This is a genomic window from Pseudomonas sp. 44 R 15, from assembly GCF_900004965.1.
Classification (GTDB): Bacteria; Pseudomonadota; Gammaproteobacteria; order Pseudomonadales; family Pseudomonadaceae; genus Aquipseudomonas; species Aquipseudomonas orientalis_A.
Genome location: NZ_CVTU01000090.1, coordinates 208,866 through 234,640, shown reverse-complemented (window position 1 = coordinate 234,640; position 25,775 = coordinate 208,866). Strand labels below are relative to the sequence as shown.

The window sequence follows — 25,775 nt, the reverse complement described above, 5'->3', positions numbered from 1 at the left end:
CCCGTAGCTTATGCAGCTACGGGGCTTTTTCATGTAATGGCGGAGAGATAGGGACTCTATTATTTCATCCCTACAGCCCTTTAAACACCGTATTCAGTGGCTTTTAGGCTCAATAGTGGGCAAAGTGAGTGGGCAAGCCATGAGAAAATATCAATGGCTACCCACCTGTTTCAGAAGCCCGGCGAATCCGTTTGGTACGTCCGTATAATTTTGCCGCCATCTGTGCGTCATGCGTTTGGCGGGCGCTCTAAGCTGGTGAAGACCACGGGCACGAGCAACAAGGCAGAGGCCATGGATAGACGCTTGCCTATCCTCGCACGCTGGAAGCAAGAGATTCAGGCAGCCAAAGACGGTAAGACGGCTAGTCGTGACCTCTGGCGCCCTGAGCTAGCAGACCAAGGACTAACCCTAGAGGCAAGGACTGACGCTAGCCTCTTGAACGCCGTGAAACACTCACCGGAACCTTTAGACGCTAAAGTTTCTGGGATGCTTATCCGATCGGTCGAACTCGCTCACCGTTCTCAAGACCCTACCGGGCTTACAGAGCGAACGCGGGACGCTTTTGAGATCCCACCGATAACACTACTAGACGGCGTGCAGCGCTCTGCTTTGCTTGCCCAAGATACTTTGCTTCTCAGCGCTGGGCACCGTTACGGCTTATCCCAGCCTGAACTGGCAGAAGCACGCGATATTGTGCAATCACCGTCGACCTACAAACCGGTGTCGCCCTTCACAACTCACCGCCTTGAACTGTTCCGGGCCTACCGAGTGAAAGATGGCATTGCCGCCAAGACCATAGACCAGCAAGAAAGCAAACTGAAAAAGCTGTCCACCTACCTCCGTGACGAAAGCCAACCCCTCAACCGCAAAACCATTGCTACTTGGCTGGACACGCTGGGACTTTCGAGCAAGACCAAGACGCAATACCTGCTCGCTGGCTCCACGTTTTGGCGCTGGGCGCTCAAACACGACATCCCTTGGCAGAACGCCTACCAAGGGCAGGACAACCCATTTTCCGGGCAAGAACTCCCAAGGGTACGTGGCAAGGCTAAGGCGGATGCAGCTCGTAAGGCGTTCGCCCCAGAGCAGATCGAACAACTGTTTCGTGTGGCTAAGGAAGGCGGCAATCAGGCTCTGTGCGATCTGATCGCGCTGGGCGCCCATACCGGCTGCCGTGTCGAGGAAATCGCCCAGCTCCGCAAAGAATCTGTAGTCAAAGTTGAGGGCGTCCAAAGCTTCAAAATTGAGGACAGCAAGACCGTCGCTGGCATCCGGGAAATACCTATCCACCCTGCACTGCTGGCAACTGTCGAACGTCTCATTGCTGAAAGCACAGATGGCTACCTGCTGCCGAGTTCAGGCGGCAACAAGTACGGTATCCGTAGCGACTCGCTCAGCAAAGCGTTTGGTCGATTGAAGACTGCGCAGGGATATGGCAAACAGCATGTGTTTCACAGTGTTCGCGCCATGGTTGTCACTCTGTTACTCCGTGGGGGTGTTCCTGGCCCAACAGTGGCAAACATCGTCGGCCATGAGACTGGATTGGTGACGTTCGACGTTTACGATGAAGGCGCTAGCCCTGCTCAAAAGCTTGCAGCCTTAAAGGTACTGACGTACTCCTTTTAGACGGCATCCCTACCACAAATCCAACAACTCATGTGAGGCGACACTGCAAATTTATGCAGTAATCGTGCCAAAAAGTGAAATACTGCTTGACAGAATCACGTTTTGCGTGGTAAACTTAGTCAGATAAGTAGAGAAAGATTCTCTCGCGCCTCCTTCTGCAATACCCCCCCTCGTTTCTCCTAGCTTCACCCGGCCCGGATGATCCATCCGACTCCTGACGCCAGCAAGTCGTCGGCCACAACTTGTTAGACTAGGGTGAGGACTCTAGTCGGTCACGCCCTTGACTATCGAAAATGGGCACAACTTCTTCACAGCACTGAAACCGAGTATCGGCTCACAAAGCCCCTTGAGGCATGAAGTTCCCTCTAGCTTCATGCCTTTCTTTTCGGCTAGCCCCCAGTAACGCAACTTCCGAAACATTCCGCCAAATAAATACATCACCTATACAGGAGGCCGCACTTGGCCGTAATCCAAAGACCGTGCCGTCATTGCAATATTCTATTCCCAGCAAAGACAAGTCGAGCAACGTTCTGTAGTGACTCTTGCAGAACACTTCACGGGCGTGCAAAGCGCTCCACAACTAAAACAGTCGTTATCGGCAGGCTATCAGTCGTCTTTGAAGACTGCGCCCCAGAACTGACCCTTGACCAACTTGAAGCGATAGTTCGGCAGGAGTTGACGCCGGAACTGATCGAACTAATCCATTCAGACAAACCAATTCAAATTACAGGAGAATCACCGTGTTAAAACAAGTTGACCAAAGAGAGCTACAAGCCCGCAAGGCAGCAGCAGAAAAACAATTCCGTGGCCGTAAGGCTGGAGTTGATCACCACGCAAGTATTGACCCAGTAACAGGTCGGAGTATTGGTGGCTATGTCGCTGGTGGCATTGAAGCGATTCTAGTCCCTTACGCCGAGGACCTGATTCCTGTTTACATTCAAAAGATCACTGAGGGGTACACGCTTACTCCTGTTGGCACTGTTTCAGTGGGTACAACCGCTTTTGAGATTTATATGAACCGGCCAGAATCCCAAATCAAACCAACGCTTGCGGCAATCCTGCAAAAGGTTGAAGACGATTACAAAGCGGAGATTGAAGCCCACAACGCAGCGTTCATAGAGTCGGAAGTACAAGCCCAAATCAATATTGAGGTACGTCGCCAAGAGCGAGAACTTACAGAAGCAGCAGCTAAACGCCGTGCAGAGATTGAGGCCGAAGTTCGTGCGACTTACACACCACAACCGGCAACAGAAGCAGCGAAGACCGCTCCAGCCCGAGGCAAGCGTTAATGGACGGCCTTACTCAACTGCTATTGACCAAGTACGCCCCGCGCAAACTAAAGGAGCCCCTACAAGCGCCCGTGGCAACAATTAAGGCTGTGGAGACACAAGTGCAACACTCTATAACTAAAAGCGCCCCAGAGGCTCTACAGGAGATTTCAGGCATGATTGTTATCATGTCGTCGAATGACTATGCCGAGTCAGTAATTTTCAAAGCACTTCGCGAATTCAATACTCAACATCCAGAGCTGATGTCCCGAAGCTTCACACTGCCCGTTAGCCAGCATGGTATTCCAGTTGGTTCGTGGGTGTTCATTACCCAAGAGGAAGATTGATGACAAGACGCGCAACAAACATCTTGGCGACTCGTATCGCCAAACTAGTAGAACAACCCGCTGCACGTAGAATCATTTTCAGACTAAACCCCTCCGAAGGCGCTATAAACGTTCCCCATGCTTTGGAGAACTTCAAACAAACCGTCAAACGGATCTACGGCCAACAAGCCTATAAGCTTGTGTGGTTTCGTTGTGCTGATGGAAGTGCAGTTGTTGCTATCGCGGGCTCTCGTCCAGTGGTTGCACACGCGAAGTTATTCCTGCTGGCCGGGGTTCAAAAAGAATTCTTCTCAGCAGGCGAAGTTGTTTATGAGGGCATTGGTCATCTCACCTTTCAAACGGCCCTTGACCAACTCCTTTGGAGCTACTCACCAACATTGGTTAAACACTCGTTTGGAGGTAGTAGCCAATGACCGCTCACAATGAAGAGATTGCACGCCTAACAGGTGTCCTCCAGTTTGATGTGAAGACAGGTCCGCTCCTTGCGTTCGAGCAGATGCTTAAACGAGTTCAGGCATCTATGTTGGGCGTAATGAGAACAGCGGACGACTTGAACAAGAAGCTTGATCGAAAGTTGGGAATTTCAGCCAAGCGTGATGCCAGTTCAGCGGCGAATACAGCAGTTGAAAAGTCTCTCGCCAAGCAACTCGCCACTGAGGGGAAGTTGGCTCGACTGCGGCAATCACAGTTTAGGGCTCAGCTTGCCGAACAAAAGCTAACTTCCGCTGGGAAACGTGAAGAGTCGTTTCTGCAAAGTGCAGCGCTCAAGCAACAAGTAACCGCCGCTGTACTTGCAAGCAAACAACACAAGGCCGAACAAGAAGCCCTTAAAGTCGATCTTGGTAGGGCGAAGCTACAGGCCACGGCTGAACAGTCTAAGATTCGAGAAGCACGCCTTCAAGATGTTTTGCTTCGCCGCCAAGAGAGAACAGTTCAACTACAACAACAGGCGGCGCTACATCAGAGCAAGCTGCAACGTGCCGAGACTAGTTTACTTGCCGCTAGAGAGCGTGGAGTTCGATTGGCTGAGCGCCATCAGGCATCCAAACTTGCCAGCGCCGCCCGTGAGGCTAGAGCCTCCGTTAGAGGTGAACAGACAGCAGGACGTTACAGTATGGCCCAAGAGCGTTTTGCGGCTTGGAAGGCACGTCAGGACCGTCCAGAGAGCAGCGGGTTGGGTGGACTCACCGTCGGCCTTGGCGCTGCTGGAGCAGCCTTGTACGCTTTGACAGAGGCGGCTGGATACTTGGGTGAGCGAATTAAACAGCGCCAAGAAGTTGCTAGTGACGCCCAACAGTTTCATAACGCTTTGGATTCGTCGTCGGAAGATGCTGCTGTTCGTGCGAAGTTTAAGAAGGCGTTCATTGAAACGTATCAGGAATTCGGGCAGACGATAAATCTGGAAACTAGCCGTACATACTCGAATGGCGTTCAGGGCTTGATGCAAAAGGGTTACACCCCTGATGAAGCTATCAAGGTTATGCGTGATAGGGCTGCACTTTACAGAGCGGGGAATTTGAGCACCGTACAACAAGAATCTCTAAATTTGCAGTATGGGCAAGTTCTAGCCAAGGGTAAGGCCCAAGGCGACGACTTCAAGCCGATCCATGTTGCGCTTGGCGCTCGTCTCGCTGGGCTAGTTGATATCGGTGCTGCTCGTTATCTCGGCTACAAAGGTAAAGACGAAGGCGCCTCTGGCTTTATGCTGGCGAAACAGAAGTCGGGAGAGATTACACCTCGTGCTCTTGATGCTGGTAACGCCTATGCAGTAGATCACAGTGCGGAAATTCTAAAACGACACAAATCAAGTTTGGATGCAGAGCAGGCGCGTGTATCAAACGATGAATACTTGCGTGGTGCAGGTGTTAACGAAAGTCCAGCGTTAATTTCAGCACTGGGCGAACGTCTTGAAGCTGAGCGTCAGCTAATCGCTTCTACAACGGGCCTACAAGCTGCATTCCGTGACTTCGATACTGCGCTCGTCCAGCTTCAAACGGGCATACTCAGAATGATGGCTGGTAAGAACGCCGATGACACTGTTAAGACTCCACAGCAGAAAGCAGAGGAGGTTGGAGCTGCATACATGATTGAAGGCGCTGGAATCAGCCCATTCGATATCAACGGTAAGAGTGGAAGCTCTCGTACAGTTCAGCAGCAACTCGACGCCGACGTAAATGATCCTGTGTCGAAGTTGTGGCGCCTCCTTGGGGTTGGCGAGGATTTGCAGCAAGTTGCCAACGATAACCGCAAACGCTGGGATCAAGTTGGTTTCAGTGATCAAGCGCCTTGGGATATTCGCCCGCAGGCTCTTGATACGTCTGGGCTGAATACTCGTGCATTGCCAGACTTCGGCAAACATCTTGAGGACCTGTTGAGCCAGTCCGACCCAAACAATGCAGTTGCTAAAGTTGCAGCTCAGGCAGTTGCAAACGCTTCGCGTGCTACACCGGGAAGTAGCGGCTACATGGTTTCAGATGATCAGCCGAATAAAAGTGGTGCTGTTACCAATACCACCAATATTGACGCTCCCGTGCATATTGAAGTGACCATCAACGCAAAAACAGATGCCTCCCCAGAGGCTATTGGTGCCGCTGTAAGTGGGCAAGTTCGCGAAGAGATTCAAAAGACGCTCCAAACCTACCTACCTAAGGAAGTGCAGTAATTCCTAGCCCGTTACAACGGGCTTTCCTTAATCCATCCCAGTAAGACCAAGGAGGCGTTATGCCCGACCTAATACTGATCAAGCGCATGAAATACAACGACATCGCCCAAGCCAACGACATACACGAGGCGTGCAGACTCTACGCCGTTGAAGTTTACGGCCAAGAGGTAATCAACGCCTTCCCGCCCATTCCGTCAATGGTATTAGATTGCATCTTGGCGGGATGCCCGGAGGCCCAAACGCATTTAGAGGTGTATATCGATTATCGGGTTAAACCACTTCCGAGGGCTAACGACCAATGAATCAAATCTACTACGGCGCCTCCGACGCAATGCGCGCTACCTATGAATTGTCACAAAGGCTCCATAGGCCCGTGTATCGGCATGTCGCCCTTGATGACAGGGGCGCCACAGTTTGGTTAGTGACGCTTGAGCGAGACCTCGATACTGCGTTACAGGCATTCTCGGCATGACTAACAAACTCCACCCATCGCTAGTAATGAAATGATTCCGTCATTACGCCCCACAAGCCACGTATTACAAGGGCTGTAGCCACTTTTTAGTGGACATAACCAGTGTGCGAGAGCACACAACATTCAACCTCTCAAGAGTGATTCACCCATGAGCAAAGTATGCACATGTCGCGCCTGCGGGCGAGCTTTCACCGTTTCCAAGCCAATGCCCTTTTGTTCCGGGGCATGCCGTATCACGTACCAATCAGATAACCAAACCAATACCTCGACGACCCAAGTAGGAGTCAGCACTAGTGACAACAGCAGCACCGAGCAAGACCACCACTAAGGCAGTTTACCGCCGCCCGACATGCCCTGAATGTAAACAACGATTCCGTACAAAGAGCGCTACAGCCATCTACTGCTCCCGCCAGTGCAAACAGCTCGCCGCCTCCACCAAGAGACGAACTGCACGCCTTGCCAAAGCAACCAACTCTGCATTCCTATACCACTTGGCCTACGAATGCGAACGTGCGGGAACCCTGCAAATCCTATCCAGCCATACAGTTTATTCTCTGGTAGCGCTGCACGATGTGTACAAGCTCAAGCTCAGGGCCAACCAATACGGCCAAACCCGAGACTTTGAAATCTCCCACATCTGTCCATCCAAGGGCCGCGACTCCATCGGTTTGTACCACGCTGAAAACCTTGTAGTGGCGCCGACTCACCTCAACCGCGCCCACGGTACAAAATACTACGGCCATGGCCTGAGCATCAGTCGTAGCGCCTTGGTATCCAAGCACGCTGTAGCCAAAGGAGCGCCACGCAAGCAAATCGTAGAACGCATCATCGCTTTCCTTGGGCCTGATGTAGTGGCCGAACTAGTGAAGGTTGCCAAGATCCAGTCAACCCAGCGCCATGCCCTTACAGCTTGGCTACAGGATCACCTAGACCCAGTTGTTCCAGAGCAGCGCGATTACCTCGACAGTCTCGATGGCATGACCACCCAAGCCCTGAGGGCTCTCAAGGCAACATTGGAAGGCAAAGAGGGAAAAGGGTCTTTCGTGGTGAAGACCACCACCTACACAGCCTCTGACGTGTTCCTGCTTGAGCTTGAGCGCCATTCCACATACCGGCCAGAATTAGCCGTTGTCGTGAACATCCTTCGCAAGCGTGCGGCCCCGTTTACATCACAGCACTTGAGTCGGATCAACCTCAACACCCGAGAACAGCAGGCAGTATTTGATGTGTTACACGGCCAGCCTGTCGAAGCCATCCAGAACGTCCTAAATGAATACATTGCCCGCCACACGAGTGTCATGGATCACGGCGAACGTATCCCGGCATACAAGCCCATTGTGTTCAATGTGAAGCCCAAGCAAGCCTCCAGTCCCGCTGTGGTAGTCCTCAAGACATTCCGCTCGTTCGCTGATGAGCTGGATGAGCTAGATGAGCAGATGGATGACATGTCACTACCAGTGCTACAGGTCAATACGGCAACGTATGAGGCGGACCCTCTGCCGTGGGAGTGATTAACCTTTCGTGCTGTCGATGGCGAAGTTGATGAACGCTGAACAGCAGATAAGCATGAATCTAGCGTCTGCTTGGGTAAGTGCTGATTCGTTATCCATCAAGGAGTGACGAATGCCACTGGCATCATTGGTGTAACCATAGAGTGCGGAGAAAGCATTTTTGAGGCTTGAGTGAAGATGGTGATGCTTTTCCAAGACCTTAAGTGCCTGGCCTAGAGTGGCTTTTTCATCCCCTACAAGTTTCTTCGCCAGCGACTCAACAGCGCTGATGCTTTCTTTAATCGAATTCCTATAGTCCGGATTTTGTTTGTCTGTCAGAAAGCCAAGGGATGTCTGGAGGTGAGTTCTGACGCCTGCGTATTGGTCAGAGCTGGCTATCGCGCGCTCTATCTCGTCAATCTCTTCAGGTGATGTTATTGGAGTGATTTTCCCACTGACAAAACGATATGCTGAGTTTTCAAGCTCAAAGACTTCGTTGCAAGCATCAAAGTACTTTGTATAGGCATCAGGGCCGCCAATTCTTTTAGATATGCAATGCTCCCCCATAAATTCGATGAGTGAGTAAATTCGATGCCAGTTGCTATTGAAATAGTTTGCTCTAACGACGTCCAAAAAATCCGGCCACAATTCTGGAATGCTATCCGTAGGGCGCTTGTAGTATTTCGAATAGAGCATCACAGCCACTACTTCTAGATTTGAACCTGCGACCGGGTTATAAGATCCAGAATATGGAGATTCGTACCATCTCCAGCAGTGCTGAGTCAGAATGTTCCAGAGTGATATCTTTAAGTCGTCATCCATTCTTGACTCTTGAATGACTTTTGACGCAGGAAGCAGCCCCATACGCTGTGAGAAATCCATTACCACCTCGCTCGTACCTGTTCAGGAATGCTCCATTGAATGCATCCTTTCTAAAACCATTATCCATGGTGGCGATGTAGGGGCATACCCCTTTGGAAACGTTTGCTGAAACCCCGGCGAAACCTACGCAATACCTGCGTCTCTCGGCACTCACCACCTAAAGCATGGGCCTTGTAGCACGTCTGTAGCCCAGTATTTCCGTGGCTTGTGGCTCATGGTGCTAACCAAAGTTCTGCGAATGCGTTGTTTCAATCCGCTCCGGGGTGGTTTTCCGTGCCTGACGGCGCATTTCACACTTCTGGTGTGGTATTCGGGGTTGACGCATGTGTCAATGCACGAATGCGTATCGATGGTCAAGTACTTTCTGATGGCTTGTTGAAAAAATGGTATTCTCTAGGCTCACACACAGAGAAAGGCATACCAACCATGCAGAGATACAAAGACGCTCTCAATGCAATCGCCGCCAATGAAGTCAAGGCGGTCAATGAAACCTCCACGCCCAGCTACGCCACTATCAAGGAGCTTAAGGAGGCTGGCTACGTCACTGCCTTGGACAGCAGTGCAGACGATGGCTGGAGCTTTATGAAGATCGAAATCACCTTCCACGGGCGCCAGTACTCGGAGCGGTTGAACGCCAGCGCCTAATCCCTTCAGCCCATGCAGCCAGCGCCTGATCAACAACGGCTGCACCTCTCTATCAAAGGATGACCTGCCATGCCTGCCAAATCAGACCCCGTTATCCTCGTTGCCGACCTGCTGACGCTGCTCTGGGAAAATCAGTTAGCGACTGCCGCTTCGATTGAAGAGCTCGGCGTTTGGGTAAAGTCTCAAGGTGGAGGTGATGCACATTCTCAAGCAGTGGAGGCGCTTGAAGCGCTCGACAGGAATGCCAGCGCCATCGCGGATGGCATTACGGCTCTACGCGGTCACTGATGTATTCAAATGGGTATACCCTTGAGACCGCTTGCCGGTGAATACAAGGATCGTATTCAATAGGGTTTGTTTTTGTTAATGAACACGATCATACTCAAACCTCTAGAGTTAAATGAATACAGAGGGGAGAGCAATGGCGGGTATCGGCTACATTCGAGTTTCATCCACCGACCAAAACACCGCTCGCCAGTTGGAAGGCGTTGCCTTGGACGAAGTGTTCACCGACAAGGTATCAGCGGCTAACACTGATCGTCCGGAACTACAGGCAATGCTTCGCCATGTCCGTAAGGGCGACGTGCTCCACGTCCACAGCATCGACCGGCTAGCCCGCTCATTGGAAGACCTGCTAGCCCTTGTAAAGGGGCTCATTGGTAAGGGCGTGGCAGTCTCGTTTCACAAGGAACAACTTCACTTCACCGGCGAAGCCAACCCCATGCAGGAGCTAATGCTGGGCCTGTTGGGCAGTGTTGCTCAGTTCGAGCGTGCGTTGATTCGTGAACGTCAGGCAGAGGGCATCGCCAAGGCAAAGGAGAAGGGTGTCTACAAGGGACGTGTTAAGTCTGTGGACGATGATGCTATCCGCAAGGCAATGGCAGAGGATGGGGCGAGCTTTCGCAAGGTGGCAAAGGCCCTTGGTGTCAGCTTGAGCACCGTTCAGCGTGCAATGAAAGGTTGAGTGTAACGCTCCACAGAGCCCGCCCTGAGCGGGCTCCGTCGCATTTGATACCAATTGACAGCACTCGGCTCATCGCCTGCCAGAAGCGAGCCCAGCGGCACCCAGTCATACTGTTATTTGTATCTTAAGACGGCTTACCAAGCCCACTGTCGCAGGTTATTAAGCGACCCCCGCAACTGTCTGGAATTCCGCCCAGCCCCACCCAAATCACCCTCGATGGGCATCGAAAATTTCGGCGGGCTTGGGTTTTCCCAGAAAAAAGCCCTTGGGTGAATCCGTCTACAGCAGCGCTGTAAGCACTGATCTAGAGCAGTTGTATATAACTACTTATTTACGGTTGTAATATACACAGGCGAAGCGCCACCACATCCAGATCAGCCTTGCAACAAATATCGCTTGACACGATAGTGGCATTTTGGTATAATGCCCTTGACCTTTCACGCCGGTAACACCACCACAAGGTCTGGATCAGTTCACAGATACCTACATACGTGTCTCTACAAATCAAAGCTCTTGCTTTGGCTCTTGATTTGCCCGAAAGCGTGAGCTTTCGAGTTATCCCGCCTTCGACGTTCCGTCGCCAGTTAATCCATTGATAGCGCCACGCTATCAGTTACTCAAGCCCAATAGAACAAAAAGCAAGATCGCAAGCTAAGGCTGGATTTTGGGATATCAGGGTATGGGCTGGGGTACATCAGGGAGGATGGAGGTGTTCCGGCAACTATTCGCCACAATCGACTACAGCAGGGGCTCTGGTAACATCTGTCAAATCAGATGGCTAGGGGTGAAGACGGTGAAGAAAGTTTTGTATTGGGCACTCGGTACGGTGGTGGCAGTGCCGATAACGAAAATGGTCGAGTCTCAATTGAACCTGTCGTTTTTCAGTCCGGCAATTTCAGGACTGTGGAGCTGGATACAGAACGTTGGCAGTTGGTTTGCGAGAGACGTTTCTCTTCCGTTCTGGGCGGTGATGCTCGCACTTATTCTGATTGTGCTGCTGATGGTGCCCGTTGCAGCGCTGGTATATGGCCGGTATGAGAAGGTTGGGACTGTGGATGGTGCGGCTACGGATGGTGCACCTCTGACAGATGATCAAAACCGTGTATTCCTTGTCGTAGGGAATGCGATCCAGCAGGGTTATCAGGTTGGGTTCGAAGAGGTGATTGAAAGTTCTGGTTTGTCCAGAATCGCAACGCAATATGCCCTCGACCACCTTGCAAACGTGAGATTGATTCGTCCAGTCCGTGGTTCTTATGGCAGAACCTATGCCGACCTCACCCCGTTAGGGCGGGAGCACTTTTTAGAGCTGGAAGCTTTGACTAGATCTTGAGCGGGGCTGGGGTTAGCCGTGAACTTCGATCAAAGGTGATCACCTTTCGGCGGTGCTGACGACTAACAACCACGCCCTTGAAATCCCGCCGATCAGGTCTACTCTCTGGCATCAACCAACACACAAGGATAGCTTTATGGCCCAAGTCACGTATCCATGCTACTGGCAGAAGAAAGACGCCTCCGGCCATTGGTATTGGATTTACTACGCCAGCAACGGTAAGGCTATTGCCCGCAGCAGTGAGAGCTACGTAGCCTATGCCGACTGCCAAAGATCGGTGGAGATTCTAAAAGCCTCTTCACTCTCTGCCGTCTTCTACGACAATTGACCTCTGCTGAGTGGGCAAAGTGAGTGGGCAAACGAGAAAATCATCAGGCACAAAAAAGCCCCGTAAATCAAAGACTTACGGGGCTTTAGATGTAATGGCGGAGAGATAGGGATTCGAACCCTAGGTACCGGTGAAGGTACAACGGATTTCGAATCCGTCCCATTCGGCCACTCTGGCATCTCTCCAACGGCGCGCATCATAACAGTGTGTTTCACGGAAGCAAACCCCAAAGGCGATTTTTTTCCGTGCTATCAGATGCTTGCGTCGATTAAAGCGGTACGCCGAGGCGCTTGGCGACTTCTTCGTAGGCTTCGATGACGTCACCGAGGCCCTGGCGGAAGCGGTCTTTGTCCATCTTCTTCTTGGTGTCCTTGTCCCACAGGCGGCAGCCGTCCGGGCTGAACTCGTCGCCCAGGACGATGGAGCCATCGTGGAATACGCCGAATTCGAGCTTGAAGTCCACCAGCAGGAGGCCGGCGTCGTCGAACAGCTCGCTCAGCACGTCGTTGACCTTGAGGGACAACTCTTTCATGCGTGCCAGTTGTTCAGCGGTGCCCCAACCAAATGCCACGACGTGGGATTCATTGATGAACGGGTCGCCCTTGGCGTCGTCCTTCAGGAACAGCTCGAAGGTGTAAGGGTTGAGCTTGAGGCCCTCCTCCACGCCCAGGCGCTTGACCAGGCTGCCGGCGGCGTAGTTGCGCACAACGCATTCGACCGGAATCATGTCGAGCTTCTTGACCAGGCATTCGTTATCGCCCAGCAGTTTGTCGAATTGGGTCGGAACACCGGCTTCTTCGAGTTTCTGCATGATGAAGGCGTTGAACTTGTTGTTCACCATGCCCTTGCGATCAAGCTGTTCGATGCGCTTGCCGTCGAACGCCGAGGTATCGTTGCGAAACAGCAGGATCAGGCGGTTGGCGTCGTCGGTCTTGTATACCGACTTGGCTTTGCCGCGGTAGAGTTCTTCACGTTTTTCCATGATGGGCTCCGCTTTGAGTGAGGTGGGCTAGGCGATGTGGCGCCAGTCGAGCCCTGAATCTTGATCGGCCAGTTGCAGCCAGTCCGGGTCGCACCCGAGGGTGTCGACAAAACATTGCCGGGCAAGCGTCGGCAGGTTGTTCTTGCTGCTCAGGTGGGCCAGGACCAGGTGTTGCAGGTCTTGCCAGCCCAACTCATACACCAGGTACGCCGCCTGATGGTTGTTCAAATGTCCCAGTTCGCCGCCCACCCGCTGCTTGAGAAAGTAGGGGTAATGACCGCGAGCCAGCAGGTCTCGGCAGTGGTTGGACTCGATCATCAAGGCATCGAGGTCGCGGTAACCGTCCAGCACCTTGGCGCAGTAGGAACCCAGGTCGGTCAGTACGCCGAAGCGTCGCTCACCGTCACTGAATACATATTGCGTCGGCTCCTGGGCGTCGTGAGCGACGGCGACGACACTGATGCTCAGGGCACCGATCTGCAGCTGCTCGCCACCGGCCAGGAAACCTGCGGGTTCAATGGGTTTGCGCATCCCGCGCAATGTGCCACGACTCAGGTACACCGGAAGATTGTAGCGTCGAGACAGCAAACCCACGCCATGCACGTGGTCGGCATGTTCGTGGGTCACCAGAATCGCGCTCAGCTGCGCGGGGTGAACCCCCAGGCGCAGCAGGCGCCGCTCGGTTTCTCTTAACGAGAAACCACAATCGACCAATATGTACGTGTCGTCATGGGCGACCAGCGTGCCGTTCCCTTGGCTACCGCTACCGAGAACAGCAAAACGCATCGGATCAGCCCAGGTTGTCCTGAATCACACCCAATACTTTGCGCGCTGTTTCAGCTGGCGCGACAGTGTTGATGTTTTTCTCGACGGTGACTTGCACGCTCTCGCCGACCTTGCTCAAACGAACCTGATAACGCTCGGCGCGGGTCTCGACTTCTTCCTTGGTCGGCTGGCTGCCGAACAACTTGCCGAAGAAACCTGGCTCGTCGTCTTTTTTCTCGGCCTTTTCAGCCACGTTGATGTAGTAAAGACCCAGGCTGCGGTTGATGTCCTCAACGCGCCAAGGGCCTTGCTCCAGTGCGCGACCTACGCTGGCCCAGGCACGGTCCAGGTCCTCACCCAGGTTCAGCACCACGTTGCCGCTGCCATCTTCGGTGAGGCTGACGCGGCTGGGTGTGTCGTAATCACGTGCGGCGAGCAAGGAAACCGAGCCGCCCTTCTCGGAGATGCGGCTCATGCTGGCCAGCATCTCGTCGACCAGCGCGGCGTCGACACCGGTATTGACCGAGCGCGGCGTGAAATCGACGCTGGCCGTGCTGCCGGCAGGGCGCTCGGCGCTGACCACATAGACTTCACTGGTGTTGCGCTGTACGCCTGGCTCGATGCGCACACGCACACGGGCCTCGCTGTCGGCGGCTACACCGCCAGCCAACAGGCGCTGGGCCATGTTGGCGGACAACTCACGGCCTTGCTGCCACGCCGTGGTGAACTCACCCGTCTGCGGGCGCTGCTCGTCGATGCGAAAGCCATTGTCCTGGAAGAACTGCACCGCCACCGGCCAGACTTCGGCAGGTGGGCGCTGAGCCACGATCCAGCGGTTGTCGCCACTCTTTTGCAGGCTGTAGTCGCTCGCCTCGGCCACCGCCGTGATCGGCTGCGGACGTGGCACTACATATTCGCCCTTGACGGTGTCGTCGGCGACATTGCGCGGAATCGGCAGCAGCGGGTCGAGACGCTTGGCGACGTTCACGTCAGGCGGCAGTTGCATCGGTTTGGTTGCTTGCGCTTCCAGGTAATCGCTGCCACGGTCACGGAAGTAGCCTTCCGGGCCCCATACCCAACCGCAGCCACTGGTGCTGGAGATAATCAAGGCAAGTGCGGAAAGTCCGGCCAATCGCTTCATGCGTAGTGCTTCCTCAATTAAACCAGGACGCCGGACTGGCGCAGGGCCTGTCGCAGCGGTTCGTGAAAGGCTTCGCTGAGACGGGTGAGCGGCAGACGGATACCGTCCGGCATCATGCCCATTTCAGTCAGCGCCCATTTCACGGGAATAGGGTTGGATTCGGTAAACAGTGTCTTGTTGAGCGGCATCAGCTTTTCGTGAATCGCGCGGGCGGTCACGGCATCACCGGCAATGGCGGCGGCGCACAGGTCGCTCATGGCACGCGGGGCGACGTTGGCGGTCACGCTGATGTTGCCTTTGCCGCCCAGCAGCATCAGCTCCACGGCGGTGGCGTCGTCACCGGAGTACAACAGGAAGTCGCTGCTGACGCCGGCCAGGATGTCCTTGGCGCGTTGCAGGTCGCCCGTGGCTTCCTTGATGCCGATGATGTTCGGCACGGTGGACAGGCGGATCACGGTCTCGGCCTTCATATCGCACGCGGTACGAGCCGGTACGTTATAGAGGATCTGCGGGATCTGGACGGCTTCGGCGATGGCTTTGAAGTGCTGGTACAAGCCTTCCTGGGTCGGCTTGTTGTAGTACGGCGTCACCAGCAGGCAGGCGTCTGCGCCGGCCTTCTTGGCATTGCGGGTCAATTCGATCGCTTCCCGCGTCGAGTTGGCGCCGGTACCTGCGATCACGGCGATACGGCCCGCAACCCGCTTGACCACGAACTCGATCACCTGGATGTGTTCTTCCACGTCGAGGGTGGCCGACTCACCGGTGGTGCCGACCGCCACGATGGCGTTGGTGCCTTCTTGCAGGTGGAAGTCCACCAGTTTGCCCAGGCTGTCCCAGTCGAGATGACCTTGTGCATCCATGGGTGTGACCAGTGCCACCATACTGCCCGCAATCATGCAACCGCTCCTGCCGGAAAAAGAGAGCCGTAATGGTACTGGCGCCAAGATGCTTGTACAAGCGAAGTACCGTGCGAGGATGCGTTATGGCGCAACTAAACGACGGGCAATGCCATCATTGGGCCAAAGCAGCGCCTGAATCAGGTCGTTCACGCAATGAAAACGCCACCTCCTAGCCCTTGGCGACGCTTTTCGCTACCCTTGATCCTTTGATCGGTACCGCCCTGGCGGTATCGACCGCTCATCGCTTTAGGAAGGCTGCATGTCCACCCCCACAGTTCGCGAACAATTCCTTGTTATCAGTGCCCTCGGCGCCAACCCCATGGAGCTGACCAACGTCCTGTGCCGCGCCAGCCATGAGAACCGCTGCGCCGTGGTGACCTCGCGCCTGACCCGCCATGGCGAGTGCAGCGCTCTGGTGCTGCAGATTTCCGGTAGCTGGGACGCCCTGGCGCGCCTTGAGACCGGCCTGCCGGGCCTGGCCAAGAAGCACGACTTCACCGTCAATGTAGTGCGCAGCGCTGCCCTGGAAAACCGCCCGCAGGCCCTGCCTTATGTGGCGTATGTCAGCTCGGCCTATCGCTCGGACATCGTCAACGAGCTGTGCCAGTTCTTCATTGACCACAACGTCGAACTGGAGAACCTGACCTGCGACACCTATCAGGCGCCGCAAACCGGCGGCACCATGCTCAATGCCACCTTCACTGTGACCTTGCCGGCCGGCGTGCAGATCAGTTGGTTGCGCGACCAGTTCCTGGACTTCGCCGATGCCCTGAACCTTGACGCGCTGATCGAACCATGGCGCCCACAGAACCCAATGTAAGGAAGGACTCATGCCGGTAGCCATCGACACACCTGTAGCCGATTTCCAAGCCCAGTCCACAAGCGGCCAGACCTTCAGCCTCGCAGCCCTCAAGGGCAAGCAAGTGGTGATCTACTTCTACCCCAAGGACAGCACGCCGGGCTGCACCACCGAAGGCCAGGGCTTTCGTGACCAGTACGCAGCGTTCAAGGCCGCCAACACCGAGGTGTTCGGCGTGTCGCGTGACAGCGTGAAGTCTCACGAGAACTTCAAGGCCAAGCAGGCGTTTCCCTTCGAGTTGATCAGCGACAAGGACGAGGCGGTGTGCCAGCTGTTTGATGTAATCAAGCTCAAGAAGCTCTACGGCAAGGAATACCTGGGCGTGGATCGCAGCACCTTTCTGATCGACAGCGAAGGTGTACTGCGTCAGGAATGGCGCGGCGTGAAAGTGCCGGGGCACGTAGACGCGGTGTTGGCGGCGGCGCAGGCGCTGAACGAGGCCTGATTGGCGCTTACAAGGCGATCAGGCCTTGCGCAGCCAGTAACGGTACACACCAGCAGCCTCTTCTTCCTGGACCAGCGTATGCCCCGCCAGCCTGGCAAAGGTGCGAAAGTCCCGCTGGGAACCGGCGTCCGTGGCGGTGACCTTGAGTACGGCACCGCTGGCCAGTCGATTGAGTTCCAGCTTGGCCTTGAGCAAGGGCAACGGGCAATTGAGGCCGCTGGCATCGAGTTCGGCGTCAAAGGCGACAGCGTCGATCATGGTGTTACTCCAGGCAAACATTTGAGCGGCTTAGAATATCTGGTCCGAAGCTCAGTGTCCGGCTACAGTAAGCTCTTTGTCGAAAGGCTTTGTGCATGAATTTTTTGCGCCCTACCCTGCTGACGCTGGCCTGCCTGCTGGCCTCCCCGGCCTTCGCTGATGAGCTGCCGTCACTCGGCGACGCCAGTTCTGCCATTGTCTCGCCGCAACAGGAATACCAACTGGGCCGCGCATGGCTGGCCTATCTGCGCGGCCAGGTCTCGCAGCTCAATGATCCACAGCTCAAGGATTACGTCGAAACCAGCGTGTACAAGCTGGTGGAAACCAGCCAGGTCAACGACCGGCGCCTGGAATTCATCCTGATCAACAGCCCGCAGCTCAACGCCTTCGCCGCACCCGGCGGGATCGTTGGGGTCAATGGCGGCCTGTTCCTCAATGCCCAGACCGAAGGTGAATACGCATCGGTGCTGGCCCACGAATTGGCGCACTTGTCCCAACGCCACTTTGCCCGGGGCGTAGAAGCGCAGTCGCGCATGCAGATCCCGATGATGGCTGCCCTGCTCGGTGGCATCATTGCCGCCGCAGCCGGTGCCGGCGATGCGGGCATTGCCGCGATTGCCGGCTCCCAGGCCGCCGCGATCCAGGAGCAGCGTCGATTCTCTCGCCAGAATGAACAGGAAGCCGACCGTATCGGCATCCTCAACCTGGAGAAAGCCGGCTACGACCCGCGCTCCATGCCCACCATGTTCGAGCGCCTGATGCGCCAGTACCGTTTCGATGCCAAGCCACCGGAATTCCTGCTGACGCACCCGGTCACCGAATCGCGGATTGCCGACACCCGCAACCGCGCGGAACAAGCCAAGCCTGGCGGCAAGGAAGACAGCCTGCGCTATCAGTTGATTCGCGCGCGGGTGCAACTGAAGTATGAAGACACGCCGGGCCTGGCCGCCAAGCGTTTCCAGGCACAGCTGGATGAGAACCCGAAAAACGATGTGGCGCGTTATGGCCTGGCCATCGCCCAGATCAAGGGCACCCAGCTTAAGGAAGCACGGGAAAGCCTGGCGCCGCTGCTGGCCAAGGCGCCCAACGACATTACCTACAACCTGGCGCAGATCGAGCTGGACATCACCAGCAATCGCATGCCGGACGCCCAACAACGCACCGACCGCATGCTGACCCAGTACCCCAGCAACTATCCACTGAACCAGGTACGCGTCGATCTGCTGCTCAAACAAAACCGTACCGCCGATGCGGAAAAAGCCCTGGACGGCCTGCTCAAGTCCCGCCCGGATGATCCGGACGTGTGGTATCAGGTCGCCGAAACGCGCGGTCTGTCGGGCAATATCATTGGCCTGCATCAGGCGCGCGCTGAATACTTCGCTCTGGTGGGCGATTTCCAGCAAGCCATCCAGCAACTGGACTTTGCCAAGCGCCGCGCCGGCAACAACTTCCCACTGTCCTCGCGAATCGATGCGCGCCAGCGTGAGTTGATCGAACAGGAACGCCTGGTGAAAGGGATGATGAGCTAAACCCATCGCCCACAAAAAAGCCCCGCCATCCTTCAATGGCGGGGCTTGATCGTTCCCACGCTCTGCGTGGGAATGCCAGCCGGGACGCTCCGCGTCCTGGTTTCAGCGCAAGATCCGACACTTGCGCAATGGTGACGCAGAGCGTCACGGGATGCATTCCCACGCGGAGCGAGGGAACAATCAAAGGGGCACAAAAAAGCCCCGCCATCCGTCGATGGCGGGGCTTTTTATTGGGCTGGACGACTACTCGGCCAGCTTGAAGGTGATGAAGCTGGCACGCCCCTGACGCAACACACGCATCGACACCGAACGATTCTTCGGCAACGCCTTGGCGATGTCGGTGAATTCCTTGGTGTTATCGATTGCCTGGTTGTTCAGGTGGGTGATCACATCGCCCGGCTGCAGGCCGATCAAGGCGGCTGGGCCATCCTGGACCTCCTTGATTACCACACCGCTCTTGAGGTCGAAGGCCTTCTTCTGTTCAGGCGTCAGCTCAATCACGGCAATGCCCAGGCGATTGCTGCTGCGCTCGGCACCCGGCTTGGCGTTACCCAGGGCATCCAGGGTCGCACCCTCTTCCGGGATTGCGCCAACAGTGAGCTCGACGTTCTGGCGCTTGCCGTCCCGAATCACTTCCAACTTGGCTTTGCTGCCCGCTTTCAGCGCGCCTACCAGATGCGGCAAGTCGGCCGACATGATGATCGGCTGGCCGTTCATGCTCAGGATAACGTCGCCGACCTGCAGGCCACCTTTGGCAGCCGGGCCGTCATCCTGGATCTGTGCGACCAGCGCACCCGCAGGCTTGTCGAGACCGAACGACTCTGCGAGGTCCTTGTTCACTTCCTGGATCACCACACCCAGCCAACCGCGGCTGACTTTGCCACCGGCCTTCAGCTGATTGGAGACGTCCATGGCCACGTCGATCGGAATCGCGAAAGAAACCCCCATGAACCCACCGGAGCGGGTGTAGATCTGCGAGTTGATCCCTACCACTTCGCCCGCCAGATTGAACAGCGGACCACCGGAGTTGCCCGGGTTGATCGGCACGTCGGTCTGGATGAACGGTACGTAGTTTTCGTTTGGCAGGCTGCGACCGATGGCGCTGACGATGCCCTGGGTGACAGTGTGGTCAAACCCAAAAGGCGAACCGATTGCCACGACCCACTGGCCCGCTTTCAGGTCCTGGGACTTGCCCAGTTTAAGCACCGGTAGGTCCTTGCCTTCGATTTTCAGCAAGGCAACGTCCGAACGTGGGTCGGTGCCGACCAGCTTGGCTTTCAACTCACTGCGATCGGCCAGGCGCACGAGGATCTCGTCGGCATCGGCAATTACGTGGTTGTTGGTCAGGATGTAGCCGTCAGGCGAAATGATGAACCCCGAACCCAGGGACTGCGCTTCACGCTGGCCACCGCCACCACCGCGCGGGGCGCGGGGTTGCGGCATGCCTCGTTCGAAGAATTCGCGCAGCATCGGCGGCAGGCCTTCCAGGTCCGGCATCTGCTGGTTCGACACCTTGCGATCCGGCAATTTCTGCGTAGTACTGATGTTCACCACCGCAGGCGAGGCCTGCTCCACCAGCTGGGTGAAGTCAGGCAGTTCGACCGCTTGCGCGGGCACGGCCTGACCCAGCACCAGCAGCGTGGCGACTATGGATAGGTAAGACTTCAAACGTGGTATCGACATACAGCTCCCGTTACGACGAGCAGGGTTGAGCGACAGGGTTCAAAAAACGCCGAAAACCGCGACCGACATTTTTTGTTCCGCGAACAAACAAGGCCAGGGCCGAGAAGCCCTGACCTATAAAAAACATAAGGATTTTTTGCAAGTGAAAATGCTGATCCAGACATTTCATGCTCTCGGCAGGCACCCCGGCATGGGGGCAGAGTGAAAGATCAGGATGAACACCGGATTAACGACTCACGGTTTGGCTGCGGTCTTTTCACCGCGAACCGACAATGCGACGCGCTCGGCGGTGCCGATCGGGATTTCCCCCACCACCGTCACCATTATCTCGCCGTCCACCGTATTCAAATGCCGGGATACCGCAACCGTAGGCCCAAGCTGAGTACGCGTCTGCGACACGCTCGCACCGTTGGTGGTTTCGAGAAACACCGAAAAACGTGCAAGCCCATCGTCATACATCAGGCTGTCGATGGTGGATTTTGTCTGAGGGTCTTTGCGCGACGCATTCCGCGTCAGCTCAAAGCCAGCTGGCAGCCAATCCAGGTGCCACGCATTCGAGGCAGGCGCTTGCACGGCATTGCTATGGTCAATCGCGACAGGGGTGCATTCGCTGCTGGGCTGCAAATCATGGTCAGTGGGTGGCGCGGAGGTGTTCAATCGCACAAACTGAAAGCGCTCAAGCAGTTGCCCTTGCTCACTGAGCAACAGCGACTTGAGGGGCAATGCAGTTTCACGGTCCAGGTGCAGCTCGAAGCCATAGCGGTCATGGTCACGCGGAGTAATCGACACGATAACCGCATTACGACCGGCCACGCGAGATTTGCCGATTACGGCCAGATCATAGAATTGACTGAGTTTTTGTGGGTCCAGCGAATATGACGCGGCGTCACGGGGACTGCCCAGGCCGGCCACAAGTGTGCCGCTGACGCACTGTGCATGCCCCTCTACCCGTACCACTTCCTGGGCAGAACCATCGAGCTGCAACAGACGCTCCCGGACCTGACCGTTCTGGACGAGATGCCAGATGTCGTGGGTAGAAAAACTGCCGTTACGCTCATAGATGAACGTACCTTGAAAGCTTTGCTGCCGCTCTGCACGCCCAAGTCGAGTCAGCCAGTCTTGGGCTTCATCGGCGTGGGCGGGTAGTGCAAACCAACTACTGAGCAAAAGCGTAAGGAGCGGTATGGCGCGCATAGGGCTCCTTAACGGTTCAGCGGTTTTCCAGGCTTGCTGCGCGAGCGTATGGCAGGGCACTTTCAGCGTTCTTGCCAGCTGCTTCCTGTGCATGTTGGCGCAGGTAGCCTGGTAGGCGCTGATCCTGCCAGCCGGATTGCCCTTGAAGCACACCGTTAGCCATAGGGCCGGCGGTGTCAGAGCTTTCCTTGTAGCCAGCCAGTACAGCCGGGCCTTTGACCTGCGGACCGGCCATAACCGGCTGCTGAGTCTGCTGGGCCAACTCGGCACCTGCGATTTCGTCCTGGTTGTACAGACGAACACCGGCCAGTACGGCGACGGTCACCGAAGCAGCGACTGCCAGACGACCCAGGCTACGCCATGGACCACGAGCAGCTTTTGCCGGAACGGCTTCATCGGCCAACGCGGCAGAAACGGCCGCAGCAATATCCAGACGAGGGATTAGAAGATCCTTGTGCATCACCGCCCGAGCGACTTGGTAACGAGACCAGGTATCACGGGTTTGGGCATCATCAAATGCGTTGAGCACTCGACGAAGTTCCAGTTCATCCGCTTCGTTATCCATCACTGCGGACAGCGATTCCTGCAGGGCATCACGACTCATGGCGGTTCCTCTCTTGGCTGTCGCCGCTGTCTTTAGTTTTCCTGCAACAACGGTTGCAAGGCTTTGTCGATGGCTTCCCGGGCCCGGAAAATCCGTGACCTTACAGTCCCCACCGGACATTGCATGACGCTCGCAATGTCTTCGTAACTCAGACCATCGAATTCACGTAAAGTTAACGCCGTACGCAAATCTTCTGGCAGTTGCTGAATCGTTCGATGAACGGTTCCCTCGATCTCGTCGCGCAGCAAAGCACGCTCCGGCGACTCGAGATCTTTGAGGCCGTGATCACCATCATAGAATTCAGCATCTTCTGAACTGACATCACTGTCTGGTGGGCGGCGACCGCGAGACACCAGATAGTTCTTCGCCGTGTTGATGGCGATGCGGTACAGCCACGTATAAAACGCGCTATCACCGCGAAAATTTCCCAGTGCACGGTATGCCTTGATAAAGGCTTCCTGTGCAACGTCCTGCGCTTCATGGGTGTCGTGCACAAACCGCACGATCAACCCGAGAATTTTGTGCTGATATTTCAGCACCAGCAGATCAAATGCGCGCTTATCGCCGCGTTGTACGCGCTCGACCAGCTGCTGATCCTCTTCCTGGGTTAGCATGAACACTCCTCGTTGTACTCGAAGGAGGCTTGCATAACTAAACGATCAGGCTTGCAAACATAGACTCGGGCTTTTCGCAAAAGTTCTCCCCCTTCAAGCAAGTTTCCGGCACGCACTGATTTGGCACACACGAAAAACGCAGCTCAGGCAACGCCGGCTGCGCGAATAATCTTGTCGTCGGTCTTCTGACGCGTCCAATGCTCCCGACGGGCCAATAAACACAACGTCTTCCCAGCTTTCGGGCAACCTGCTATTGAGTCGGGGCCTATGCAAAAAGTTCCCGCTCGCTGACTGGCTGTGAAACCGAAGCTGTGCACCGTAATCTCACAATGCCACGAATGCCTGGCTATTGTGCCGCTCCACCCCTCTATATACTAGTGGCCTGTGTGCCCCTTTGATTCGCCGATCCAGGCGTCCTGCTTGCGCCTCCTCTCCGGATCGCTTTTTGCGGAATCCATTCAATGAGCCAACAGTTTCAACACGATGTCCTGGTGATCGGCAGCGGTGCCGCCGGCTTGAGCCTGGCACTGACACTCCCCGGCCATCTGCGCATTGCCGTCCTGAGCAAGGGCGACCTGGCCAACGGTTCGACATTCTGGGCGCAAGGCGGTGTTGCTGCCGTGCTGGACGACACCGACACCGTCCAATCCCATGTCGAAGACACCCTCAATGCCGGCGGCGGCCTGTGCAATGAAGACGCGGTGCGCTTCACGGTCGAGCATAGCCGCGAAGCCATTCAATGGTTGATCGACCAGGGGGTGCCCTTCACGCGCGATGAGCATGCAGGCAATGACGACGGCGGATTCGAGTTCCACCTGACCCGTGAAGGCGGCCACAGCCACCGCCGCATCATCCACGCCGCCGACGCCACCGGCGCCGCCATCTTCAGGACGCTGCTCGATCAGGCCCGCCAACGGCCCAATATCGAATTGCTGGAGCAGCGCGTCGCCGTCGACCTGATTACCGAAAAACGCCTGGGCCTTGCCGGCGAGCGCTGCCTCGGCGCCTATGTGCTGAACCGCGCCAGCGGTGAAGTCGACACCTATGGCGCACGCTTCACCATCCTTGCCTCGGGCGGCGCAGCCAAGGTCTACCTCTATACCAGCAACCCTGACGGCGCCTGCGGCGACGGTATCGCCATGGCCTGGCGCTCGGGCTGCCGAGTGGCGAACCTGGAATTCAACCAGTTCCACCCCACGTGCCTGTATCACCCCCAGGCCAAGAGTTTCCTGATCACCGAGGCTTTGCGCGGCGAAGGTGCGCACTTGAAGCTGCCCAATGGCGAACGCTTCATGCAGCGCTTCGACCCACGCGCCGAACTGGCGCCGCGCGACATCGTCGCCCGCGCCATTGACCATGAAATGAAGCGCCTGGGTATCGACTGCGTCTACCTGGACATCAGCCACAAACCGGAGGCCTTCATCAAGACGCACTTTCCCACCGTCTATGAACGTTGCCTGACCTTCAACATCGACATCACCAAAGGCCCGATCCCGGTGGTGCCTGCCGCGCATTACACCTGCGGCGGCGTGATGGTCGACCAACACGGCCGCACCGACGTGCCCGGCCTGTACGCCATCGGCGAAACCAGCTTCACCGGCCTGCACGGCGCCAACCGCATGGCCAGCAACTCGCTGCTCGAATGCTTCGTGTACGCGCGCTCGGCAGCGGCGGACATCCTTGAACAACTGCCGCGCATCCCGGTACCGGCCGCCCTGCCCCGCTGGGATGCCAGTCAGGTGACGGATTCGGACGAGGACGTGATCATCGCGCACAACTGGGACGAGCTGCGGCGCTTCATGTGGGACTACGTGGGGATCGTGCGCACCAACAAGCGCCTGCAACGGGCACAGCACCGGGTGCGTTTGCTGCTGGATGAAATCGACGAGTTCTACAGCAACTATAAAGTCAGTCGCGACCTGATCGAACTGCGCAACCTGGCTCAAGTCGCCGAGCTGATGATTCGCTCGGCCATGGAGCGCAAGGAAAGCCGGGGCCTGCATTACACCCTGGACTACCCGCAGATGCTGCCCGAGGCCCGCGACACTATTCTGGTGCCAGCCACCTACGGCGACTGAACTTCAAGCGTACGCGCAGGCGCCGGTGCACATCGGCGCTCTGCGAGTCGCGAGGCACACAAAGGGAGCGCACCCACCGCTCACCCTGCACGCGATAACGCAGCACCACCACCAGCGGCAGCGCCAGGCTGTCGGGCCGCAGTTGCACGCTGTGCCAGCCGCGCTCGGCGCTGAACAATTGCCAGCCCTCTTCATCGCGGCGCAGGCCGCGAATCGACGAGCGATGAGTCAGCAGGATATGTCGCGGCAACACCCACGCGGCGTGGGCCAGGCACACCAGCAGGCCAAGGGAGGCAAAAGGCAGGTCGACCACCAGGCAGGCACCCAGCGCGAGCAGCTGGGCAAGCAGATACGCCGCCAGCAACAGCCGTGAGGCCTGCCAGCGGCATTCAAAACGGTTACTTGGGCTGGACACGGTCCAGGATCATCCGAACCATGCGCTGCAGCTCCGGATCTTCCGATTCGGCGCGCTCCATGAACCAGCCGAACATGTCCTGGTCCTCGCATTCCAGCAATCGGACGTAAAGGTCGCGATCCACTTGGTTGAGCGTTGCGTAGACTTCTTTGGTGAAAGGCACCAGCAACACGTCCAATTCCAGCATGCCACGACGGCTGTGCCAGTAGAGGCGATTGATTTCTACATCTTCGACCATGGAGCGCTCCTCAAATAGAGCGCAAGTATACAGGCCCGACGGCACCGGACCAGTCGG

At 56.2% G+C, this 25,775-nt stretch carries 29 protein-coding genes and 1 tRNA gene; 17 read left to right on the top strand and 13 right to left on the bottom strand.

The features are described from left to right. Window positions 1-153: 153 nt before the first annotated feature. From BFP93_RS13410 to BFP93_RS13380, 7 genes are all read left to right on the top strand, one after another. A complete protein-coding gene (locus BFP93_RS13410) occupies window positions 154-1,626 on the top strand; it encodes a tyrosine-type recombinase/integrase (RefSeq protein WP_065893488.1) in 1,473 nt (490 codons plus the stop codon). Between the two features lie 740 nt (window positions 1,627-2,366). Continuing rightward, window positions 2,367-2,915, top strand: coding sequence for a hypothetical protein (locus tag BFP93_RS13405; RefSeq protein WP_065893487.1), 549 nt, complete (start codon window positions 2,367-2,369; stop codon window positions 2,913-2,915). A 155-nt stretch (window positions 2,916-3,070) separates the two neighbouring features. Further along, window positions 3,071-3,241: a hypothetical protein gene (locus tag BFP93_RS28890; RefSeq protein WP_176717565.1), complete on the top strand. Its 171-nt coding sequence runs from the start codon at window positions 3,071-3,073 to the stop codon at window positions 3,239-3,241. Next, on the top strand, window positions 3,241-3,654 hold the full coding sequence (locus BFP93_RS13395) for a hypothetical protein (RefSeq protein WP_065893485.1): 414 nt from the start codon (window positions 3,241-3,243) through the stop codon (window positions 3,652-3,654). The genes BFP93_RS28890 and BFP93_RS13395 overlap by 1 nt, the downstream gene beginning before the upstream one ends. Then, a complete protein-coding gene (locus BFP93_RS13390) occupies window positions 3,651-5,903 on the top strand; it encodes a hypothetical protein (RefSeq protein WP_065893484.1) in 2,253 nt (750 codons plus the stop codon). Before BFP93_RS13395 ends, BFP93_RS13390 begins: the two co-directional genes overlap by 4 nt. Before the next feature lie 59 nt (window positions 5,904-5,962). Then, window positions 5,963-6,205 carry a hypothetical protein gene (locus BFP93_RS13385; RefSeq protein WP_065893483.1) on the top strand — a complete coding sequence of 81 codons (243 nt, stop codon included), beginning with the start codon at window positions 5,963-5,965 and terminating at the stop codon, window positions 6,203-6,205. 463 nt (window positions 6,206-6,668) lie between these two features. Further along, complete coding sequence (locus BFP93_RS13380; protein ID WP_141687972.1) at window positions 6,669-7,886, top strand: hypothetical protein; 1,218 nt, start codon at window positions 6,669-6,671, stop codon at window positions 7,884-7,886. Here BFP93_RS13380 and BFP93_RS13375 read toward each other — a convergent pair whose 3' ends face one another. Continuing rightward, complete coding sequence (locus tag BFP93_RS13375; RefSeq protein WP_065893481.1) at window positions 7,887-8,747, bottom strand: AbiJ-NTD4 domain-containing protein; 861 nt, start codon at window positions 8,745-8,747, stop codon at window positions 7,887-7,889. Window positions 8,748-9,173: 426 nt separating this feature from the next. On the opposite strand from BFP93_RS13375, the gene BFP93_RS13370 reads away from it, so the two are divergent. The 5 genes from BFP93_RS13370 to BFP93_RS13350 all read left to right on the top strand — a co-directional run bounded on the left by BFP93_RS13370 (window position 9,174) and on the right by BFP93_RS13350 (window position 12,014). Beyond that, entirely contained in the window at window positions 9,174-9,392 is a 219-nt protein-coding gene (locus BFP93_RS13370; protein ID WP_065893480.1) for a hypothetical protein, read from the top strand. A 69-nt stretch (window positions 9,393-9,461) separates the two neighbouring features. Continuing rightward, window positions 9,462-9,680, top strand: coding sequence for a hypothetical protein (locus tag BFP93_RS13365; protein WP_065893479.1), 219 nt, complete (start codon window positions 9,462-9,464; stop codon window positions 9,678-9,680). Window positions 9,681-9,813: 133 nt separating this feature from the next. Next, on the top strand, window positions 9,814-10,356 hold the full coding sequence (locus BFP93_RS13360) for a recombinase family protein (protein ID WP_065893614.1): 543 nt from the start codon (window positions 9,814-9,816) through the stop codon (window positions 10,354-10,356). 793 nt (window positions 10,357-11,149) lie between these two features. Then, window positions 11,150-11,686: a hypothetical protein gene (locus BFP93_RS13355; protein WP_141687970.1), complete on the top strand. Its 537-nt coding sequence runs from the start codon at window positions 11,150-11,152 to the stop codon at window positions 11,684-11,686. Window positions 11,687-11,822: 136 nt separating this feature from the next. Next, window positions 11,823-12,014 (top strand): DUF1508 domain-containing protein, encoded by a 192-nt coding sequence (locus BFP93_RS13350; RefSeq protein ID WP_065893477.1) that lies wholly within the window; start codon window positions 11,823-11,825, stop codon window positions 12,012-12,014. 95 nt (window positions 12,015-12,109) lie between these two features. Here the strand turns inward: BFP93_RS13350 and BFP93_RS13345 are convergent. The 5 genes from BFP93_RS13345 to dapA all read right to left on the bottom strand — a co-directional run bounded on the left by BFP93_RS13345 (window position 12,110) and on the right by dapA (window position 15,798). After that, window positions 12,110-12,199, bottom strand: a tRNA-Ser gene (locus BFP93_RS13345). Window positions 12,200-12,282: 83 nt separating this feature from the next. Further along, a complete protein-coding gene (purC, locus tag BFP93_RS13340; protein WP_065893476.1) occupies window positions 12,283-12,996 on the bottom strand; it encodes a phosphoribosylaminoimidazolesuccinocarboxamide synthase in 714 nt (237 codons plus the stop codon). Window positions 12,997-13,023: 27 nt separating this feature from the next. Beyond that, window positions 13,024-13,782: an MBL fold metallo-hydrolase gene (locus BFP93_RS13335; RefSeq protein ID WP_065886241.1), complete on the bottom strand. Its 759-nt coding sequence runs from the start codon at window positions 13,780-13,782 to the stop codon at window positions 13,024-13,026. A gap of 4 nt (window positions 13,783-13,786) precedes the next feature. Beyond that, window positions 13,787-14,902: an outer membrane protein assembly factor BamC gene (gene bamC, locus BFP93_RS13330; protein WP_065893475.1), complete on the bottom strand. Its 1,116-nt coding sequence runs from the start codon at window positions 14,900-14,902 to the stop codon at window positions 13,787-13,789. A gap of 17 nt (window positions 14,903-14,919) precedes the next feature. Beyond that, window positions 14,920-15,798, bottom strand: a complete 879-nt coding sequence (dapA, locus tag BFP93_RS13325) for a 4-hydroxy-tetrahydrodipicolinate synthase (RefSeq protein WP_065886239.1) — start codon at window positions 15,796-15,798, stop codon at window positions 14,920-14,922. Between the two features lie 262 nt (window positions 15,799-16,060). Here dapA and BFP93_RS13320 point away from each other — a divergent pair, with 262 nt between their 5' ends. Both BFP93_RS13320 and BFP93_RS13315 read left to right on the top strand, forming a co-directional pair. Continuing rightward, the gene (locus tag BFP93_RS13320; RefSeq protein ID WP_003189463.1) at window positions 16,061-16,621 is read left to right on the top strand and encodes a glycine cleavage system protein R; all 561 of its coding nucleotides are present in this window, start codon (window positions 16,061-16,063) and stop codon (window positions 16,619-16,621) included. Between the two features lie 10 nt (window positions 16,622-16,631). Then, window positions 16,632-17,105: a peroxiredoxin gene (locus tag BFP93_RS13315; RefSeq protein ID WP_065893474.1), complete on the top strand. Its 474-nt coding sequence runs from the start codon at window positions 16,632-16,634 to the stop codon at window positions 17,103-17,105. A gap of 18 nt (window positions 17,106-17,123) precedes the next feature. Here the strand turns inward: BFP93_RS13315 and BFP93_RS13310 are convergent, their stop codons facing one another. Next, window positions 17,124-17,363 (bottom strand): sulfurtransferase TusA family protein, encoded by a 240-nt coding sequence (locus BFP93_RS13310; protein WP_065886237.1) that lies wholly within the window; start codon window positions 17,361-17,363, stop codon window positions 17,124-17,126. A 95-nt stretch (window positions 17,364-17,458) separates the two neighbouring features. Here BFP93_RS13310 and BFP93_RS13305 point away from each other — a divergent pair, with 95 nt between their 5' ends. Then, the gene (locus tag BFP93_RS13305; RefSeq protein ID WP_065886236.1) at window positions 17,459-18,892 is read left to right on the top strand and encodes a M48 family metalloprotease; all 1,434 of its coding nucleotides are present in this window, start codon (window positions 17,459-17,461) and stop codon (window positions 18,890-18,892) included. Between the two features lie 243 nt (window positions 18,893-19,135). On the opposite strand, the gene BFP93_RS13300 is transcribed toward BFP93_RS13305, so the two are convergent. Next, a complete protein-coding gene (locus tag BFP93_RS13300) occupies window positions 19,136-20,575 on the bottom strand; it encodes a DegQ family serine endoprotease (RefSeq protein WP_065893473.1) in 1,440 nt (479 codons plus the stop codon). 25 nt (window positions 20,576-20,600) lie between these two features. Here BFP93_RS13300 and BFP93_RS28420 point away from each other — a divergent pair, with 25 nt between their 5' ends. Then, the gene (locus tag BFP93_RS28420) at window positions 20,601-20,780 is read left to right on the top strand and encodes a hypothetical protein (RefSeq protein WP_122461895.1); all 180 of its coding nucleotides are present in this window, start codon (window positions 20,601-20,603) and stop codon (window positions 20,778-20,780) included. A gap of 29 nt (window positions 20,781-20,809) precedes the next feature. Here BFP93_RS28420 and BFP93_RS13295 read toward each other — a convergent pair whose 3' ends face one another. From BFP93_RS13295 to rpoE, 3 genes are read right to left on the bottom strand one after another with little or no spacing between them, the layout of a single operon-like run. After that, window positions 20,810-21,769, bottom strand: a complete 960-nt coding sequence (locus BFP93_RS13295; protein WP_065893472.1) for a MucB/RseB C-terminal domain-containing protein — start codon at window positions 21,767-21,769, stop codon at window positions 20,810-20,812. Between the two features lie 16 nt (window positions 21,770-21,785). After that, window positions 21,786-22,373 (bottom strand): sigma-E factor negative regulatory protein, encoded by a 588-nt coding sequence (locus BFP93_RS13290; protein ID WP_057723059.1) that lies wholly within the window; start codon window positions 22,371-22,373, stop codon window positions 21,786-21,788. Window positions 22,374-22,405: 32 nt separating this feature from the next. After that, the gene (gene rpoE, locus BFP93_RS13285) at window positions 22,406-22,987 is read right to left on the bottom strand and encodes an RNA polymerase sigma factor RpoE (protein WP_003172477.1); all 582 of its coding nucleotides are present in this window, start codon (window positions 22,985-22,987) and stop codon (window positions 22,406-22,408) included. Between the two features lie 461 nt (window positions 22,988-23,448). Here rpoE and nadB point away from each other — a divergent pair, with 461 nt between their 5' ends. After that, window positions 23,449-25,065: an L-aspartate oxidase gene (nadB, locus tag BFP93_RS13280; protein ID WP_065893471.1), complete on the top strand. Its 1,617-nt coding sequence runs from the start codon at window positions 23,449-23,451 to the stop codon at window positions 25,063-25,065. Here the strand turns inward: nadB and BFP93_RS13275 are convergent. Together BFP93_RS13275 and BFP93_RS13270 are read right to left on the bottom strand one after the other, a co-directional pair. Beyond that, window positions 25,034-25,480 carry a protein YgfX gene (locus tag BFP93_RS13275; protein WP_065893470.1) on the bottom strand — a complete coding sequence of 149 codons (447 nt, stop codon included), beginning with the start codon at window positions 25,478-25,480 and terminating at the stop codon, window positions 25,034-25,036. The two genes, nadB and BFP93_RS13275, sit on opposite strands and share 32 nt — an antisense overlap. Then, window positions 25,464-25,718 (bottom strand): FAD assembly factor SdhE, encoded by a 255-nt coding sequence (locus BFP93_RS13270; protein ID WP_003189444.1) that lies wholly within the window; start codon window positions 25,716-25,718, stop codon window positions 25,464-25,466. The genes BFP93_RS13275 and BFP93_RS13270 overlap by 17 nt, the downstream gene beginning before the upstream one ends. Window positions 25,719-25,775: the final 57 nt, after the last annotated feature.

Bases quoted from the DNA above. Each gene is read 5' to 3' on its own strand.
- dapA (WP_065886239.1), bottom strand. From the start codon at position 15,798: ATGATTGCGGGCAGTATGGTGGCACTGGTCACACCCATGGATGCACAA.
- BFP93_RS13360 (WP_065893614.1), top strand. From the start codon at position 9,814: ATGGCGGGTATCGGCTACATTCGAGTTTCATCCACCGACCAAAACACC.
- purC (WP_065893476.1), bottom strand. From the start codon at position 12,996: ATGGAAAAACGTGAAGAACTCTACCGCGGCAAAGCCAAGTCGGTATAC.
- BFP93_RS13390 (WP_065893484.1), top strand. From the start codon at position 3,651: ATGACCGCTCACAATGAAGAGATTGCACGCCTAACAGGTGTCCTCCAG.
- BFP93_RS13310 (WP_065886237.1), bottom strand. From the start codon at position 17,363: ATGATCGACGCTGTCGCCTTTGACGCCGAACTCGATGCCAGCGGCCTC.
- BFP93_RS13315 (WP_065893474.1), top strand. From the start codon at position 16,632: ATGCCGGTAGCCATCGACACACCTGTAGCCGATTTCCAAGCCCAGTCC.
- BFP93_RS28890 (WP_176717565.1), top strand. From the start codon at position 3,071: ATGATTGTTATCATGTCGTCGAATGACTATGCCGAGTCAGTAATTTTC.
- BFP93_RS13395 (WP_065893485.1), top strand. From the start codon at position 3,241: ATGACAAGACGCGCAACAAACATCTTGGCGACTCGTATCGCCAAACTA.
- BFP93_RS13335 (WP_065886241.1), bottom strand. From the start codon at position 13,782: ATGCGTTTTGCTGTTCTCGGTAGCGGTAGCCAAGGGAACGGCACGCTG.
- BFP93_RS13375 (WP_065893481.1), bottom strand. From the start codon at position 8,747: ATGGATTTCTCACAGCGTATGGGGCTGCTTCCTGCGTCAAAAGTCATT.
- BFP93_RS13350 (WP_065893477.1), top strand. From the start codon at position 11,823: ATGGCCCAAGTCACGTATCCATGCTACTGGCAGAAGAAAGACGCCTCC.
- BFP93_RS13320 (WP_003189463.1), top strand. From the start codon at position 16,061: ATGTCCACCCCCACAGTTCGCGAACAATTCCTTGTTATCAGTGCCCTC.
- BFP93_RS13370 (WP_065893480.1), top strand. From the start codon at position 9,174: ATGCAGAGATACAAAGACGCTCTCAATGCAATCGCCGCCAATGAAGTC.
- nadB (WP_065893471.1), top strand. From the start codon at position 23,449: ATGAGCCAACAGTTTCAACACGATGTCCTGGTGATCGGCAGCGGTGCC.
- BFP93_RS13295 (WP_065893472.1), bottom strand. From the start codon at position 21,769: ATGCGCGCCATACCGCTCCTTACGCTTTTGCTCAGTAGTTGGTTTGCA.
- BFP93_RS13300 (WP_065893473.1), bottom strand. From the start codon at position 20,575: ATGTCGATACCACGTTTGAAGTCTTACCTATCCATAGTCGCCACGCTG.
- BFP93_RS13290 (WP_057723059.1), bottom strand. From the start codon at position 22,373: ATGAGTCGTGATGCCCTGCAGGAATCGCTGTCCGCAGTGATGGATAAC.
- rpoE (WP_003172477.1), bottom strand. From the start codon at position 22,987: ATGCTAACCCAGGAAGAGGATCAGCAGCTGGTCGAGCGCGTACAACGC.
- BFP93_RS13305 (WP_065886236.1), top strand. From the start codon at position 17,459: ATGAATTTTTTGCGCCCTACCCTGCTGACGCTGGCCTGCCTGCTGGCC.
- BFP93_RS13410 (WP_065893488.1), top strand. From the start codon at position 154: ATGGCTACCCACCTGTTTCAGAAGCCCGGCGAATCCGTTTGGTACGTC.
- bamC (WP_065893475.1), bottom strand. From the start codon at position 14,902: ATGAAGCGATTGGCCGGACTTTCCGCACTTGCCTTGATTATCTCCAGC.
- BFP93_RS13365 (WP_065893479.1), top strand. From the start codon at position 9,462: ATGCCTGCCAAATCAGACCCCGTTATCCTCGTTGCCGACCTGCTGACG.
- BFP93_RS13385 (WP_065893483.1), top strand. From the start codon at position 5,963: ATGCCCGACCTAATACTGATCAAGCGCATGAAATACAACGACATCGCC.
- BFP93_RS13270 (WP_003189444.1), bottom strand. From the start codon at position 25,718: ATGGTCGAAGATGTAGAAATCAATCGCCTCTACTGGCACAGCCGTCGT.